This window comes from Crossiella sp. SN42 (assembly GCF_023897065.1).
In the GTDB taxonomy this organism is placed as follows: domain Bacteria; phylum Actinomycetota; class Actinomycetes; order Mycobacteriales; family Pseudonocardiaceae; genus Crossiella.
Genome location: NZ_JAMHIV010000016.1, coordinates 82,689 through 98,862, shown reverse-complemented (window position 1 = coordinate 98,862; position 16,174 = coordinate 82,689). Strand labels below are relative to the sequence as shown.

Sequence of the window (16,174 nt, the reverse complement as noted above, 5' to 3'; positions counted from 1 at the left end):
GAACTGCGTATGGCCATAGGTCTGCCCAAAAGGACTCGCGGCCTCGGTGTGTCCACTCGCTACGGTGGAGGCGAGGGGGAGTCATGCCTTGGGTAGGACGCCGCGGCGAGCTGGCCGAGCTGGTGGCATTCCTTGACGCACCACGGGATCGGGCGCTGCGGATCGCGCAGGTCATCGGGGAGCCGGGGATCGGCAAGACCGCGCTGGTCGAGCGGGCGCGGGTGGCGCGGCCGGATGTCCGGTGCGGCAGCTCGTTGCGGGCGGCGCTGGCCGCGGACCGGCGTCCGGTGGTGCTGCTGGACGATCTGCACCGGGCCGACGCGGAGACGCTCGCGCTGCTCGGCAGGCTGGTGCGCTGCCCGGACCGAGCCTGGCTGAGCATCGTGGCCTGCTACCGGCCCCGGCAGCTGAGCCCGGCCGTGCGCGCGGTGCTGGACCAGGCGAACGGGCCGCGGATCGAGCTGGGGCCGTTGTCCCGGCGGGACACCACGGAGCTGCTCGGCCCGTCGATCGGTCCGCGCCGGTTGGCCGAGCTGCACGCGGCCGGTGGCGGGATCCCCGGTCACCTCTTGGCATTGGCCGCCGAACCGTCGGCGAGCACGGTGGCCGCACTACTGTCCGAAGTGGACGGACTCGGCGAGACCGGGGCGCTGGTGCTGCGCGCGGCCGCGGTGGTCGGCGAGCGGATCACCGCCGACCTGGTGGCCCCGGCCAGTGGCCTCGCGGAGGCGCTGGTGCGGCAGGGACTGGATGACGCGCTGGCCGCGGACCTGTTGCGGGCCAACGAGGACGGGCCGCTGCTGGAGTTCCGGCACCCGGTGGTGCGGGGGATCGTCTACCGCGCCGCCCCGCACAGCTGGCGGCTGGCGGCGCACTGCCGGATCGCCGGGGCGCTGCTCGCCCAGGGCGCCGCCGCCCCGGACCGGGCCAGGCACCTGGAGTTCTCCGCCCGGCCTGGCGACCGGCCCGCGGCCGAGGTGCTGGTGCGGGCCGCGCGCGAGGTGCGGCTGCGCGAACCGGCCACCGCGGCCCGCTGGCTGACCGCCGCGCAGCGGTTGTGCCCGGAGCTGGACGAGCGGCTGGAACTGGCCGACGTGCTCATCGCGGCCGGTCAGGCCGAGGCGGGCATGGCGCTGTTCCAGGAGGTGATGGGCGCGGCCGACCACACCGCGGCCCGGACCCTGGTGCGGTACTCGACGGTGGAGCGGATGTTCGGCCGCAACCTGACCGCGCGGGCGCTGCTGCGCAGGGCGCTGGCCAGCTGGCCGGACGGCGACCCGGTGGAGCTGGCCGCGGTGCGCTGCGAGCTGGCCTACGCCATGCACAACACCGGCGACCGGCGGGAGGCCGTCCGGCTGGCCGGGCAGGTGATCGGCACCCCGCTGCCCCGCGATGCCTCGCTGATCCACGCGGCCTGCCACGCGCTGCTGGCCTACGACCACTGGACCGAGGGCGCGCCCGAGGCGGCGCAGCGGGCAGGCGAGCGGGTGGTCGCGCTGGTGGACGAGGCGACCACCGCGGAGCTGGCCGAGTGGCTGCCGGTGGTGGAGCAGTGCGCCGGGATCACCCTGCACCTGACCCGCTACACCGAGGCCCGGCGGCAGAGTGTGCGGATCCGGGAGGTGGCCAGGGCCACCGGGCAGCGCCTGGTGCTGCTGCGCAGCCATCTGCGCGAGGCCTTCGCCCAGGTGCTCACCGGCGCCTGGACCGAGGCGGTGGCGAACCTGGACGAGGTGGACGAACTCGCCGCGCACCTGGGCAGGCCGCCGGTGCTGGCCTACGCCATGATGCTGCGCGGCCACCTGGCCGGGGAACGCGGCGATCCGGCGGCGGCGCTGGAGTTCGCCGAGCGGGCCGTCGAGCTGGCCCCGGCCGGCGACCACCCGTGGTGGGCGCAGGTGCGCTGGCAGCTGGCCGAGGCGCGCCGCGCGTTGGAGCTGCCGGTGCCCGCGGACTTCCTGGACGCGGTGCGCGACCGGCTGCCCCCGTTCCACCTGGAGCAGTTGGCCGAGAGCGCGGTGCGCCGGGGCGCGCTGGTGGAGGCCGGGGACTGGGTCCGCCGCTGCCGGGCGCTGGCCCGCGAACCGGTCGCGGTGGCCTACGCGGAGCTGGCCGAGGCGCGGCTGCTGGCGGCCGGTGGCGAGTGGCCGGCGGCGGTCCGGCTGGCCGGGGCGGCGGCCGAGCGCTTCGCCCGGACGCCGCTGCGGCCGAGCCTGGGCCGGGCGCACCTGGTGGCGGGCACGGCGCTGGCCGGGCTCGGGCAGCGCGCGGAGGCGCTGGCCGAGCTGGACCGGGCCTGTGCCCTCTTCGCCGAGTGCGGGGCGAGCCGGGCGCTGGAGACGGCGGTGCGGGTGCAGCGCGGGCTGGGCAGGCGGGTGTCCAGGGCGGCGGGCCGGGTGGCGCCCGGTGAGCTGACCGCGCGGGAACGGGAGGTGGCCCAGCTGGTCAGCGAGGGCTGCCCGAACCGGGTGATCGCGGCGCGGCTGGCGCTGAGCGAGCGCACGGTGACCACGCACGTGTCCAACATCCTGGCCAAGACCGGCCTGTCCTCGCGCACTGCGCTGGCCGCCCACCTGCTCAGGGGCTGACCGGGTCCTCCGGCCACTTGTGCTTGGGGTACCGGCCGCGCAGCTCGGCCCGGACCTGCGGATATCCGTTGCGCCAGAAGGACTCCAGGTCGCTGGTGACCGCGGCCGGGCGGCCCGCGGGGGAGAGCAGGTGCAGCAGCACCGGCACCCGGCCGTCGGCGATCCGCGGTGTGCTGGTCCAGCCGAAGGCCTGCTGCACCTTCACCGGCAGCACCGGGGTCTCCTCGCCGTAGTCCAGCCGGGCCCGGTTGCCCGAGGGCAGCGCGATCCGCTCCGGGGCCAGCTCGTCCAGCCGGCCGGCGACCGGCCAGGGCAGCAGCCTGCGCAGCGCCTGGCCCGCGTCCACCTTGGCCAGGTCGGCCCGCCGCCGCGCGGTGGCCAGCTCCGGGCCGAGCCAGGTTTCCAGGCCCGCCACCAGGTTCTCCGCGTCCATCGGCGGCCACGGTTCGCCGAAGACCCGGTGCAGGAAGGCCAGCCGCTGCCGCAGCCCGCGCGAGTCGGGCGTCCAGCGCAGCAGCTCAAGCCCCTCCTTGCGCAACCCGTCGATCAGCGCGGCCCGCACCGACTCCCGGTCCGGCTCGCGCAACGGCTTGTCCGACAAGGTGATCGCGCCCAGCCGCTCGACCCGCCTGGCCACCACGTCGCCGTCCGCCCAGCAGATCTCGTCCACAGTGGACAGCAGGTTCGCCCCGGCCCTGCGGGCCAGTGCCTCATCCGCCACCGCGGCCAGCCGGATCCGCCCGTGCGTGCGGCCCGGCTCCCGGTCGGCCACCGCCACCGCCAGCCACTCCGCCTCGCCCAACCCGTCGGCCGCGCCGCGCAGCTCGACCGCGGTGCCACCGGCCATCAGGTACACCCCGGTCTGCCCGGACCGCTTGCGCGCCAACCGTTCCGGATAGGCCAGCGCGGCGATCAGCGCCGGATCGTCCCGGCCGCCAGGGGAGTCCGGCAGCGAGCGGGCCAGCCGGTCCGCCTCCCGCCGCCACCGGCTCTGCGCTCCGCCGCGCTCCTCGCGCAGGCGCCGCAACGAGATGCCCAGATCGGCCGAGGCGGCCAGCGTGTCGTCGTCGAGCACCGCGACCACCTCGGCCGCCCGCCGGGACCCGACCCGCCGCGCGCCGTCCACCAGCGCCCTGGCGAAGCGCGGATGGGTGCCCAGTTCGGCCAGCTCCCGCCCGCGCGGGGTGACCGCGCCCTCGGTGTCCAGCGCGCCGAGGGCGTGCAGCACGGTGCGCCCGGCGGCCAGCGCCCCGGCCGGCGGCGGATCCCACCAGGACAGCGCGGATCCGTCAGGCGTGCCCCAGCAGGCCAGCTCCAGGGCCAGCCTGGTCAGGTCGGCCAGCCGGATCTCCGGTTCGGGATAGCGCGGCAGGGTGGCCTGCTCGTGCTCCGGCCAGCAGCGGTACACCCGCCCCGGCGCCTCCCGCCCGGCCCGCCCGGCCCGCTGCTCGGCCACCGCCGCGGACACCCTGGTGGTCACCAGTCCCGACATGCCCCTGCGATGGTCCACAGTGGACACCCGGGCCAGTCCGGCGTCCACCACCGCGCGCACCCCCGGCACGGTCAGGCTGGACTCGGCCACCGCGGTGGCCAGCACCACCCGCCGCCGCGGCCCCGGCCGCAGTGCCGCGTCCTGCGCCGCCGAGGCCAGTCTGCCGTGCAGCGGCAGCACATCCGCGTCCAGCCCGGTCAGCGCCGAGGCCACCCGGTTGATCTCGCCCACCCCCGGCAGGAAGGCCAGCACGTCCCCGTCGCCCTCGGCCAGCGCCACCCGCACCGCCTGCGCCACGGCCTGTTCGGTCCGCTGCCCGCGCACCGGCGGCAGGTAACGAATCTCGGTCGGGAACGTGCGCGCCTCCACCCGCAGCACCGGCGCGTCGCCGAGCAGCGTGGACACCCGTTCGGCGGCCACCGTGGCCGAGGTGGCCAGCAGCCGCAGGTCCTCGCGCAGCCCCGCCCGCGCGTCCAGCAGCAGGGCCAGCAGCAGGTCCGCGTCCAGGTGCCGCTCGTGGCACTCGTCCAGCACCACGATGTCCACAGTGGACAGTTCGGGGTCTTTCTGCAGCCGCCGCACCAGCAACCCTGAGGTCACCACCTCGATCCGGGTGCGCGCCGAGCGCTTGCGGTCCCCGCGCACCGCGTACCCCACGGTCTCCCCGACCGGCTCACCCAGCAGCTGCGCCATCCGCGCCGCGGCCGCCCGCGCGGCCAGCCGCCTCGGCTCGGCCACCACCACCCGCGCCCCGCCCTCGGCCAGCGCCAGCGGCACCAGCGTGGTCTTCCCGGTGCCGGGCGGCGCGACCAGCACCGCCGCGCCGTGCGCGGTCAGCGTGCGGACGATCTCGGGCAGCGCCGGGCGAACCGGCAGGTCGGGCAGCTCCACAGGGACACAGTCTGCCCTGGCAGACTCGATCCCATGAGCGCACTGGGGCGGATCGGCACCGGACTGGCGATCACAGTCGCCGCCCTGGCCGTCGGACGCACGGCCAACTACGCGCGGGTGCTCCGCAAGGTCGTCCCGCTGCCGCCCGAACCGCTGGACCAGTCGGCCGAGGTCGCCGCGATCATCCCGGCCAGGGACGAGCAGGCCACCATCGGCCGCGGTGTGGCCGGACTGCGCGCCCAGGAGCACCAGAACCTGCGGATCGTGGTGGTGGACGACGCCTCCGCCGACCGCACCGCCGAGGTGGTCGCCGCCCAGGCCGCCCAGGACGAGCGGGTCACCCTGGTGCGCGGCGATGGCCCGCCGCCCGGCTGGTCCGGCAAGGTGGCCGCGATGGCCGCCGGGGTGCGCGCGGCCGGGGACTCGGCGGAGTGGCTGCTGTTCATGGACGCCGACGGGGTGGCAGGCCCCGGCCTGCTCGGCCGCCTGCTCGCCGCCGCCGAGGAACACGGCGCGGACCTGGTGTCCAGCCCGGGTGCCGCCCGGCCCGGCGCGGCCGCCTGCCTGCTGATGCCCGCGGCCACCGTGGCGCTGTTCGAGGTGGTGCCGCCGAACGGGAACAACAAGCGGGTGCTGGCCATCGGGCAGTGCCTGCTGCTGCGCCGCACCGCCTACCGGCGCATCGGCGGCTGGGCCGCGCTGGCCGCCTCCACCGCCGACGACGTGGACCTGGCCACCAGGGTCCGGGACACCGGCGGCCGGGTGCTGATCGTGGACGCCACCGCCGAGCTGAGCGCCCAGGGCCACGACGGGTTCGGCCAGCTGTGGCGCTCGCTGCGCAAGAGCTTCGTGGTCGGCACCGGGAGCAGCGTGCCGCTGCTGGCCGCGGGCGCCGTGGTGAGCACCGTGTTCGGCCTGACCCCGCCGATCGCCGCGCTCACCGGCCTGCTGCGCCGCGATCGCGGACTGGTCGCCGCGGGCCTGCTCGGCTGGGCGGCGCAGAGCTACGGGCAGCTGCTCTTCGCCCGGTTCGCCCGGCAGTCCCCGGCCACCGCGCTGCTCGCGCCGCTGTCCTGGGTCGCGCTGGGCAGCACGCTGGGCAGCGGACTCGGTCAGGTGCTGCGCGGCACCGCGAGCTGGCGTGGCCGCTCCGTCACCCGCTGAGATCAACCGAACCCGTTGCGTGACAACGGAATATCGCCTTGCCTTGATCCCTTATTCTCGTTGCGTCTAGTTAGTGTCGCTAACGAAGATCATGGAGGCAGCGTGCGTTCGGCCGAGCAGTCCCAGGACCAGAACGCACAGCGGTTACCGGCCGAGGTCTGGGTGCTGGTGGTGGCCAGCTTCGTGATCGCGGTCGGCTTCGGCATCTTGGCCCCCGCGCTGCCCAGCTACGCGGCCAGCTTCGACGTCGGCGTCACCGCGGCCTCCATCGTGATCAGCGCCTTCGCCTTCATGCGGCTGGCCTTCGCGCCGGTCAGCGGCCGGCTGGTGACCAGGTTCGGCGAACGCCCGATCTACCTGATCGGCATCCTGATCGTGGCGCTGTCCACCGGCGCCTGCGCCTTCGCCGACTCCTACTGGCAGCTGCTGCTCTTCCGCGCGCTCGGCGGCACCGGCTCGACCATGTTCACCGTCTCCGCGGTGGCCCTGCTGATCCGGCTCAGCCCGCCGAACCTGCGCGGCCGCGCCTCCGGGCTGTGGGGCACCGGCTTCCTGCTGGGCAACGTGATCGGCCCGATCTTCGGCGGCCTGCTGGTCTCGGTCTCGCTGAAGGCCCCGTTCCTCGGCTACGCCGCCGCGCTGGTGCTGGCCGCCTTCGTCGCCTGGCTGTTCCTGCGCCGCTCCACCCTGGCCGCGCCGGTGAAGGACGACGACGGCCCGGTGCTGACCGTGCGCGAGGCGCTGCGGCACCGCGCCTACGTGGCCGCGCTGGCCTCCAGCTTCGCCAACGGCTGGGCGGTCTTCGGCGTCCGGGTCTCGCTGATCCCGCTGTTCGTCTCCGCGGTGCTGCTCAGCGAGCCGAGCATGGCCGGCTGGGCGATGACCGTGTTCGCGGTGGGCAACGCGGCCATGCTGCTGCTCTCCGGCTGGCTGGCCGACCGGCAGGGCCGCAAGCCGCTGGTGCTGATCGGGCTGGTCATCACCGCGATCGGCACGGTGTGGCTGGGCTTCACCACCTCGGTGCCGATGTTCCTGGCCTCTTCCTTCGTGGCCGGGCTGGGCGCGGGCCTGCTCAACCCGCCGCAGAGCGCCGCGGTGGCCGACGTGATCGGCAACCGGGGCCGCGGCGGGCCGGTGCTGGCCGGGTTCCAGATGACCGCCGACATCGGCGCGATCATCGGCCCGCTGGCCGCGGGGGCGATCGCCGAGACGATCTCCTTCCAGGCCGCGTTCGCGGTCACCGGGTTGCTCAGCCTGCTCGCCGCGCTGGTCTGGCTGGCCGCGCCGGAGACCCTGCCCAGCAAGGCGGAACCGGCTGCTGACAAGACCCATCGGGGCACGGCGCTGGCCGCGGAGAGCGGCTGCCTGGACGAGGGGCCGGAGCTGCCACTGGGCGAGCGGGTGGCCGGGAAACCGCGTCAGCCCGAGGCCTGAACGTTGGGAACGTGGGGGACCGGCGCCCTCGCAACCGGCCCCCCACGTGTGCCAGGAGTGTGCAGGCCGTCACCCGGTCTAGGGAATGGGTGCTCCGGCCGGTGGACGGGTCCGGAGCTACACGCTGTTGATAAACAGTTTGGGTGAAATCGCGGTCGGGGCGGAAAACAGCCAGTTCAGGGTCACCCGGCGGTATCCCGGCATACCCGTGGGGTTCATCCGGGAAAGTTCCGACGGTAATTCAAGGGAACTTCGTTCAGCCGGCCACGCTCACCCCGATGAGTGAGCCGACGAGGTAGGTGGCGCCGGCCGCGATCGCGCCGAACATCAGCTGCCGCAGCCCGTTGAGCCACCACGGCCGGGTGGTGAACCTTGCCACGACCGCGCCCGCGATGACCAGGCCGACCCCGCCGACCAGCAGTCCGGCCGGCAGCGAGTCGAAGCCCAGCAGGTAGGGCAGCAGCGGGAACAGCGCGCCGACGGCGAAGCAGAAGAACGAGGAGATCCCGGCCAACCACGGCGAGGGCTGCTCGGTCGGGTCCACGCCCAGCTCCTGCTGCTCGGCCCTGGGGTGCGCGCGCAGCTCGGCCCGCTCCACGGCCACCTCGGCCCGCACCTGGTTGTTCTGCGTCTCCACCGAGGCGTACTCGCCCAGCGCCATGGAGAAGGCCCCGGAGACCAGCCCGGCCATCCCGGAGAGCAGGATCACCCCGGCGCCCGCTCCACCGCCGCCCCCGGTGCCACTGCTTTCCGGTGCGGTCATGAAATTCACGGTAGCCCGGCCGTGCGAAAACCGACATTCGACTCACGGCGTTCTCATCCGCCGCCGATTAGGCTGCCGCCGAGGCCGCCGGACGGTGGCCGGTTCGTCGCTGGAAAGGACCAGAAACGTGGGCGGTGCCGAGCGCAACGCGCGCAAGCGCAAGCAGGATGCCGCCGCGGCGGCCAAGGCGATGGCGGCCGCCCGCGGCAAGGCAGACCGCACCAAGATGTGGGTCGGTGTGGCCGCCGTCGTGGTCATCGCCGCCGCGGTCTTCGGGGGCATCTACTTCACCGCGCAGACCGACAGCGCCACCACCTCCACCGCGATCCCCGCGGTCAAGGTCAACCCGACCTACCCGGTGAAGCGGGACAACGCGGTGATCGTGGCGGGCAAGGACTCCGCGAAGGCCACCATGGACCTGTACGCGGACTTCCTCTGCCCCGGCTGCGGCGGGTTCGAGGAGAACTTCGGCAAGCAGATCCAGGACAAGCTGAACGCGGGCGAGCTCAAGGTCCGCTACCACATGCTGCCGATGCTGGTGAAGCTGTCCAAGCCGGAGGGCTACTCGCTGGACTCGGCCAACGCCGCGATGGCCGTCGCCGAGGCGGACCCGGGCAAGTTCCCGGACTTCTTCGCCAGCCTCTACGCCAAGCAGCCCAAGGAGAACGGCGCGGGCTACACCAAGGACCAGCTGATCCAGCTGGGCAAGGACGTCGGCGTCACCGGCGAGAACTTCGCCAACGACATCCGCAACGGCACCTTCAACAAGGCGCTGCAGGACGCCTTCGCCAACGTCGACAACGACCCCGGCTTCAAGGAGGCCGGCGGCTTCAACGGCACCCCGGCCGTGGTGGCCGGCAACAAGGTCGTCGACTACCGCCAGTCCGCCACCTGGCTCGAGGACATCATCAAGCAGCAGGCCGGCTGAGCCTCACCCGATCCCCGGGAAAGGCGCGTCCCCGGTGCTCCACCGCACCAGGCGACGCGCCTTTCCCGTCTCCGTGCGCGGCACCACCCCCGGCTCGACCACCAGCACCGCGCACCCGATGCCCAGCCGCTCCCGCAACGCCGCGGTCAGCTCCCGCCCAAGTGCCTCGGCGTCCACCGACTCCGCGAACGGCTCCACCGCGATCCGCAGCTCCGGCCGCGCGGCCACCCGCCGGTCCTCCACCACCAGGTAGTGCGGGCTGACCCGGTTGTCCGCCAGCAGCACCGCCTCGATCTCGGTGGGGAACACGTTGACCCCGCGCACCACCAGCATGTCGTCCACCCGCCCCAGCAGCTTGCTCATCCGCCGCAACGTGCGCGCCGACCCCGGCACCGGTCCGGCCAGCGTGGCCACGTCCCCGCTGCGGTAGCGGATCAGCGGCATCCCGGTCTTGGTCAGCGTGGTGAACACCAGCTCGCCCGGCGTGCCATCGGGCACCGGCCTGCCGTCGGCGTCCACGGCCTCGACGTAGAAGTGGTCCTCGGCCACGTTGAGCATGCCCTCGGAGTCCAGCGACTCACAGGCCACCCCCGGCCCGATGATCTCCGACAGCCCGTAGATGTCCAACGCCCGCAACCCCAGCAGCCCCTCGATCTGGGCGCGCATCTCCGCCGTCCACGGCTCCGCCCCGAACACCCCGACCCGCAAACCCAGCTGCCGCGGCGAGATCCCGGCCGCCCGCAACGCCTCGCCGAGGTGGATGGCGTAGGAAGGCGTGCAGCACAACACATCCGCGCGCAGATCCACCAGCAACCGCACCTGCCGCTCGGTCATCCCACCGGAAAGCGGCAACACCGTCGCCCCCAACCGCATCCCCCCGTGGTGCACCCCAAGCCCACCGGTGAACAACCCGTACCCGTAGGCGTTGTGGATCAGGCTCCGCCCGGTGACCCCCGCCCCGCCCAGCGCCCGCGCCATCACCCGCGCCCACACGTCCACGTCGTGCGCGGTGTAGGGAATCAGCGTCGGCCGCCCACCGGTCCCGGAAGACCCGTGCACGCACACGACTTCCCGCTCATCCACCACCCGCAACCCGAACGGGTAGTGATCCCACAGATCCCGCTTGCTCAACGTGGGCAACAGGTGCAGCTCCGCCAGCGACACATCCCGCCCGCTCCGCACCCCGCACTCCCGCAACCGCCCCGCCAGCACACCCCCGCCGCGCAGGATCCGCCCCACCAACCCCCGCAACCGCTCCTCCTGGAGCACGGCCCGCCGCTCCGGCGAGACCCCCTCGGCGTCGGGTTCGGTCAGTACCGGGTTCAGTGTGCGCATACGAGGGATCTACCAGCCCAAACACCGTTGGCCAACCCCCGATTTTTGTTCATGAGGGGAGATGAGGTACGGTATGCAGGCACTGAACGGGAGACAAAAACTCCAGGTCAGCGCACCGGAGACGGGGCTGTAGCGCAGTTGGTAGCGCACCACACTGGCAGTGTGGGGGTCAGGGGTTCGAATCCCCTCAGCTCCACTCGGTTGAGATAGCCCCGGAAGCCCGGGTCGACAGGGTCCACAACCTGTTGACCGGGGCTTCCGGCATTTCAGGATGATCATCAGGTGATCTTGGTCGGTTGGCAGTCGTGAGCTTGCTGCCGAATTTCGGGGATTTTCTGGAGCAGATCTGGAGCAGCCCGCTCCAATCGGGCATGGCAACGCCCGGGGCTGTCATCTGGTCTTCTGGGCTCGCTGTGTGGCGTCGGATTGATATGGGCGGCGGGATTAGTCAGTGTCCCGATTCGAACCGGGCAGCGGCTGTTTTAGGCGGTGACAGCCGGGGCCGACGGCTGGGGTAGGGCTGGGAAAGAGGCGTGGTGATATTCCCCGGTAGGGGCATCACCACACCGGTGTGCTCCCTGCTCGGCCGGAGCGTTCAGGCGGTCCGGATGCTGGAGCTGAGCCTGCCTGCGCGGGGTGGCCCGCCGTGGCCCTAGGTGCCGAGCTGTGTGGCTGCACCGAGTATGTGGACCAAGGCAGGCGCGAACTCCGTGGCCTGCGGTTTCCCGCTGATTAAGAGTCAACGGAGCGGCGTGTCTGGTGATGTCATTCGCGGCCGTTTCGTGTCGTTCTCGCAGTTCAGTTCAAGATCGACCTGTCGCCACGTGCCGGCGTTGATGGCGTGTCCGCCGTAGTGGAGCGACCACCGAGCAACCACGCCTGGTTTAATTTGTTGCTGAAGCAGCGCACGGATTGGTGTCTTGGGAGGATGCCATCGGCGGACATGGTGTCCACGGTGGATTGAGCGGATATCGAGTTGGAATGTCCCTCTGGGCAGGGACATTGTCACAGGTACAGGCTCGACCTCCAGCATGATCTATTGGGCTGCTGTGACCAGGCCCGACCAGACTTCTAGCGATAGTGTCCGCCTGATGGGCTCCAGCGAAGCGCAACATCGCAGGTCCACATCGGATAGTGTCAGCTGCGAGATATCGGCCTCCCACGCCGAGACCGCGCCAGGAAGACGGTGATCCAGGTGATGATCGCGTTGAGCGGCCTCAACAGGTACTGCATTTGATCTGTCTGCTGATCAAGTTGGCGGTGCTGTGCTGCTCCATTGCGAGTGAGAACAGGTTGGCGACGTAGATCGACTGCTGCAACGGCAAATGTCTAGGCCGAACCATCTCAGTGTGGCCTCGGGCTCGTGAGCTTCATCAGAAAGCGATGTTTGGGTACTACTTATCGTCTCACGCAGTCGATCTTTTGTGGAGTGCGGACCAGTAGCCAGCGCAGCGGTCACTTCGACCCCGAGTGACCTCGGTGCCCGAATTACCGGACGGATCGTCCAACGTTGATCTGTTAGGAGATTGGTACCGGCTATCGGGTAACGCTGCCGCTCGATCGAGCGACTCCCGTCGTAAGCTTGCCGACACTCCAGCGGAGAGGGACCCCGTTGCGACAATCCATCGAGTTTTATGATCGACTGGAGGAAGCCTATCTTCCCCAGCATGATCGCGATCAGCTGACTCTGCACGAATTAATCGCCGCGCTGGACTTCCATCTCCGCTTCGGCGCGATGTGCGCGGCCGCAGTGCTCCGTGAACGCGACCCTGACAACGTCGCACTCGGCAGGACGATGGGCTTCGGCGGCTTGCTGGCCTACCTGGGCAAGGCGGCCCGGCTGATGGGCAATCTGGCGCAGGGCAGCAGGGTCGCCGGGCAGGTTGTCTGCCTAATCGCGGCGTTGAAGGCCGCGCTTGCCCCGGGAATCGCCTCGAACGAGTTCGGCACCATCGAGCAGTTGCGGAACCACATTTACCACGGCAACCCGGTGCCCAGCGGGACTGGGGGTACTGAGCTTCGCACCTGGGTTGCCAACGCCGCAGCCGCAGCGTCGGCGGCGATCCGAAGTTTCCTAGACCGGTCGAAAGTGGTTGTGACAGCGGCGGAGGGCGGCCTTGACCGGGTCGAGTTGCGATGGCTGGCTTCGCGGCTGGATCTTTGGCCGTTCATCTGCGCGGACAGCTCCGGCAACTGGTGCCTGTTCTCCAGTTTCGCCCGCCGGTTGCCGACCTACGCTTGCCCGGGGCAACGGGAAACCCGCAGGCAGGCAAACGGTGAGAGGCTCATCGTGGATTTGCATCGGTCGATGTTGCCCAGGGCCGCCGACAGCAAGTTCGTGGACTTCATCGAGGATCTGCGCACCGACCTGGAAGGCTTCCGCGATCTTGATCACCAGCCGCACCACGATGAGAACGACGGTGTCATCAACATGGTGTGGATGCGGGCGACCGGTGTTGGCACGGAGCAGCGCTCGGACTGCTTCCGCATCGGTGCCAACGAGGAGCGCCAGTGGCGGGACGACGGGACGGGAGCGTGGGTTCCCTACACCGAGTTACTGCGCACTCTCGCGAACTGGCCGGTTGTCGCTCGCAGCATCCGGCAGTACCTACAGGAGTGCGAGGACGAGCTGATCGCAGGTGAGCGGGCACATCTGGGCTGGAACCGTGGCCAGGGCGTGCAGATTGAGCCCAGGGTCCGACTGGGCGAGATGCACGGCAACCGCCAGGCGCCCACGACGTCGTTCGCTCAGTTGGTGACCGACATCGACGACCGCCTGCAGGTGCGCGGTCCGGAGACCAGGATCTACTTCGTCACTGGCGAGGCCGGGATCGGCAAGACCCGGGCGCTGGTCTCGGCCGCGTTGCGGCGCGCCCAGGATGTCGAGGCTGAGGAGGCCACCCGGTCGCCCGGGACTGGTTCGCCGCTGTTCCTGTACGTGCGTTCCGCCGGGCAAGCAGCCAGCAAACTGCAGACGGTGGTGAGCGCGACCGTGGCAAGGACCCGGAGCCTCACTGAGACGGCCGTGCGGGCACTGTGCCGCAACGGGTTGATGGCACTGTTCATCGATGGGTTCGATGAACTCCTCGGCGGAGTCGGCTACGACGACGCCCTCGGATCGATGCGACCGTGGATTGAGGCGATGAGCGGGCGGGGGGTAATTCTGGTGTCCGCCAGGTCGTCGTACTACCTCAACCAGTATCAGTCCAGCCTCCGGCGGAACCTACAGAACCAGAACCTGGCAGTCCAGCACCGCGTTGCCGAGATGCTGCGCTGGAGCCCGGAGCAGGTGGGCGACTTCTTCGACAAGCATGGCATTGTCAGAGACAGCGTGGAGAAGCTGTCCGAAGACGACCGGAGGCTCTTGAGCCTGCCGTTCTTCGCCCGGGTCTACGTCGAGTCTGCTGCTATGACTGAGGCAGGCGAGAGCCAGCTGGCCGATTTGATCGTCGAGCAGTACCTCACCCGCGAGGCGGGAAAGCTTTTGGCGCCGGGCGACCAAGGCAAGGCTCTGCTCTCTGAGGCCGAATTGCGCAGTACATTTCAAAACCTGGCCGAGATGATGGCGGCTGGAGGCGAGCGCGCCATGTCCGATGAGGAGTTGGCGTTCGCGGCGTCGATGGCGATTAGCACTGGTGACTTGGAGAGCAGGCGGGGGTTGGAGAAACGGCTCCCCGTCCTGTGTGGGATCACCGTCTCGGAGGGAGGAAAGCGCTTCGAGTTTCAACATGAGCTGTTCTACGACATCTTCCTTGCGGATTTCATGGTGAAGGAACTGTCTGAACGCCGGTTCGCTGCGGTCAAAGGGAAAATGATCAAGTCGCAGTGGCGAATCGCGACCGCTAGCAGGATCGTCCGCCTAGCCACCACCCAAGCCCGCGCGCTGCTCGACCAGGTCTGCGGCGGCCCCACTGATTTGCCGGCCGCCCAGCAGGAGATATTTCGGGTCAACTTGGGGACCCTGTGGACCGAACTGGCCCGGCGGACCGGCTCGTTGAGCGGGACAGTCGCGGAGGCTGAGTTCGTGGTCCTGGATCTGACCGAGATTACTACCGTCGACGTGCTATTCGAGAACTGCCGATTCCAGTGCCTCAAGCTGCCGCCAAAGAGTTCGTGGTCGCTCGGGCTCATCGGATGCGAGATCGATGAGTTGTGGGTGACCGGCACGGGCATCCGCCTCACCGATGTGTCCCTGTTCGAGGAAGTGCGCATCTCACAACTCCTCCACCAAGGGACCCTGTTGGAGAAGCCCGGTGACATCGCCGCCGAGCTGCGCGGGCTGGGTGCTCCGCTCCCCGCAGTCGAGCAGACCGCCGAGATCACCGAGTTCGAGGAGGCCGTCGGGTACTTCCTTGGCAAGATCCGCACCAGGGCTGATTCCCTTTTCGTTTACGAGCACAAATTCCGGTCTGCGAACGAGAACAGCGGTTGGACGCGCCAGTACTCCGACAGCCTCTGGTACGATTTCATCCGCGCACTCCGTGATTCTGGGGCCGCCGAGTTGGTCCAGCACAGCGCGAAGGGTTCGTCCCTGCTTCGGGTGCGCTTTCTGCTCCCGGTGGATAGGCTGATCGAGCGCGACGACGATGAGATCATCCAGCGGTTCTGGTGTGAGGTGGCATACCGTGGGTGACATACGCCGCCACGAGGCGATCGGGTGCGGTCCGGGTGGATGCGCAATGCGTAGTTGCCAATGTGGCCTGTATGTCTTGCCCTGTGGCTGAGGCGAGTCAAGTTGTGACTGTGTTCGGTGAAGTCGGAATAGGGCGAGTGTGGGACGAGGCCCCGTGGTTGCGTAGGCGCGCTACATCGTCACCGCTTCCGTTTCGGGGGCTGCGGCCGGAATGCAAGTGGGAGGGCAGTCGGCATGGCAAACGGTGAGGATGCTCACCGCGCTTTGACGGTCCGGCGTCTGCGCGGGCTGCGGTGACTTCCGGTGGGTCAACAGCAAGACCATCACGGCCGGCCTGGTGCCTCGAGTGTCCGGATGCGCAGGCGGTCTGTTGGTAGAATTGACCGTACTGTCACCGCGCTGGCCTCGGCCCTCGAAGCGACGGCGTCCCCGGATCGCCGAACCGCTCGACCGTCGCCCAGTTTCCTCACTGACACCAGGTGAAGACGCTGTCGAAACTGCCGGACGGCACACGGGTTTGCCGCAGCTGCTTCGGCCGGCACGCCGCCAGCTCTGACAATAGCTCGAACACACAGGTAAGTTGACCGCCCCTGGACCACGGCCGCCGGGCAGCATGTCGGGAGGCCTCCTGACGCCGAGCCTTCGAGCGGAGAGTCAACCGCCAACTGTGGTTACTTCCTTCGACTGTGGCACGTCCACGAGGTGTGATATCGCGACACCTGTTCGGCGTGTTCGACAAGGGCGCGAGCTCGAGTTCGGTCAGCTGCACCGGATGCCACCCTGGCGGTGGGTCGTGGTGGTCGCAATACGGCTGCATCCTCTACGCCGTGCGATCGCCGGGGCCAGTGCCGAGCCCCAGGGGGCTGCCACAGGCGAGAACTGACCGAGGGTAGCGGCGAGCAACGGACGGCGTGCGCGGCAACCACGGGCACAGCACTGGGGTGGC

Annotated in this window: 8 protein-coding genes and 1 tRNA gene; 6 read left to right on the top strand and 3 right to left on the bottom strand. The window is 70.3% G+C overall.

Translation table 11 applies throughout. The features are described from left to right. Nucleotides 1-83 precede the first annotated feature (83 nt). Nucleotides 84-2,588: a LuxR family transcriptional regulator gene (locus M8C13_RS45100; RefSeq protein ID WP_305883976.1), complete on the top strand. Its 2,505-nt coding sequence runs from the start codon at nucleotides 84-86 to the stop codon at nucleotides 2,586-2,588. Here the strand turns inward: M8C13_RS45100 and hrpB are convergent. Beyond that, entirely contained in the window at nucleotides 2,578-4,971 is a 2,394-nt protein-coding gene (gene hrpB / locus M8C13_RS20215) for an ATP-dependent helicase HrpB (RefSeq protein ID WP_252482202.1), read from the bottom strand. The two genes, M8C13_RS45100 and hrpB, sit on opposite strands and share 11 nt — an antisense overlap. Before the next feature lie 33 nt (nucleotides 4,972-5,004). Between hrpB and M8C13_RS20210 the strand changes: the two genes are divergently transcribed. Together M8C13_RS20210 and M8C13_RS20205 are read left to right on the top strand one after the other, a co-directional pair. After that, entirely contained in the window at nucleotides 5,005-6,135 is a 1,131-nt protein-coding gene (locus M8C13_RS20210) for a glycosyltransferase family 2 protein (RefSeq protein ID WP_252482201.1), read from the top strand. 102 nt (nucleotides 6,136-6,237) lie between these two features. Continuing rightward, on the top strand, nucleotides 6,238-7,569 hold the full coding sequence (locus M8C13_RS20205; protein ID WP_252482200.1) for an MFS transporter: 1,332 nt from the start codon (nucleotides 6,238-6,240) through the stop codon (nucleotides 7,567-7,569). A 256-nt stretch (nucleotides 7,570-7,825) separates the two neighbouring features. Here the strand turns inward: M8C13_RS20205 and M8C13_RS20200 are convergent, their stop codons facing one another. Beyond that, complete coding sequence (locus tag M8C13_RS20200; protein ID WP_252482199.1) at nucleotides 7,826-8,332, bottom strand: VIT1/CCC1 transporter family protein; 507 nt, start codon at nucleotides 8,330-8,332, stop codon at nucleotides 7,826-7,828. Between the two features lie 127 nt (nucleotides 8,333-8,459). Here M8C13_RS20200 and M8C13_RS20195 point away from each other — a divergent pair, with 127 nt between their 5' ends. Continuing rightward, the gene (locus tag M8C13_RS20195) at nucleotides 8,460-9,260 is read left to right on the top strand and encodes a thioredoxin domain-containing protein (protein ID WP_252482198.1); all 801 of its coding nucleotides are present in this window, start codon (nucleotides 8,460-8,462) and stop codon (nucleotides 9,258-9,260) included. A gap of 3 nt (nucleotides 9,261-9,263) precedes the next feature. Here the strand turns inward: M8C13_RS20195 and M8C13_RS20190 are convergent, their stop codons facing one another. Beyond that, entirely contained in the window at nucleotides 9,264-10,595 is a 1,332-nt protein-coding gene (locus M8C13_RS20190) for a phenylacetate--CoA ligase family protein (RefSeq protein ID WP_252482197.1), read from the bottom strand. Nucleotides 10,596-10,718: 123 nt separating this feature from the next. On the opposite strand from M8C13_RS20190, the gene M8C13_RS20185 reads away from it, so the two are divergent. Then, nucleotides 10,719-10,791: transfer RNA gene (locus M8C13_RS20185), tRNA-Ala, on the top strand. 1,416 nt (nucleotides 10,792-12,207) lie between these two features. Next, nucleotides 12,208-15,228, top strand: a complete 3,021-nt coding sequence (locus tag M8C13_RS20180) for an NACHT domain-containing NTPase (RefSeq protein WP_252482196.1) — start codon at nucleotides 12,208-12,210, stop codon at nucleotides 15,226-15,228. The last annotated feature ends 946 nt before the right edge of the window (nucleotides 15,229-16,174 follow it).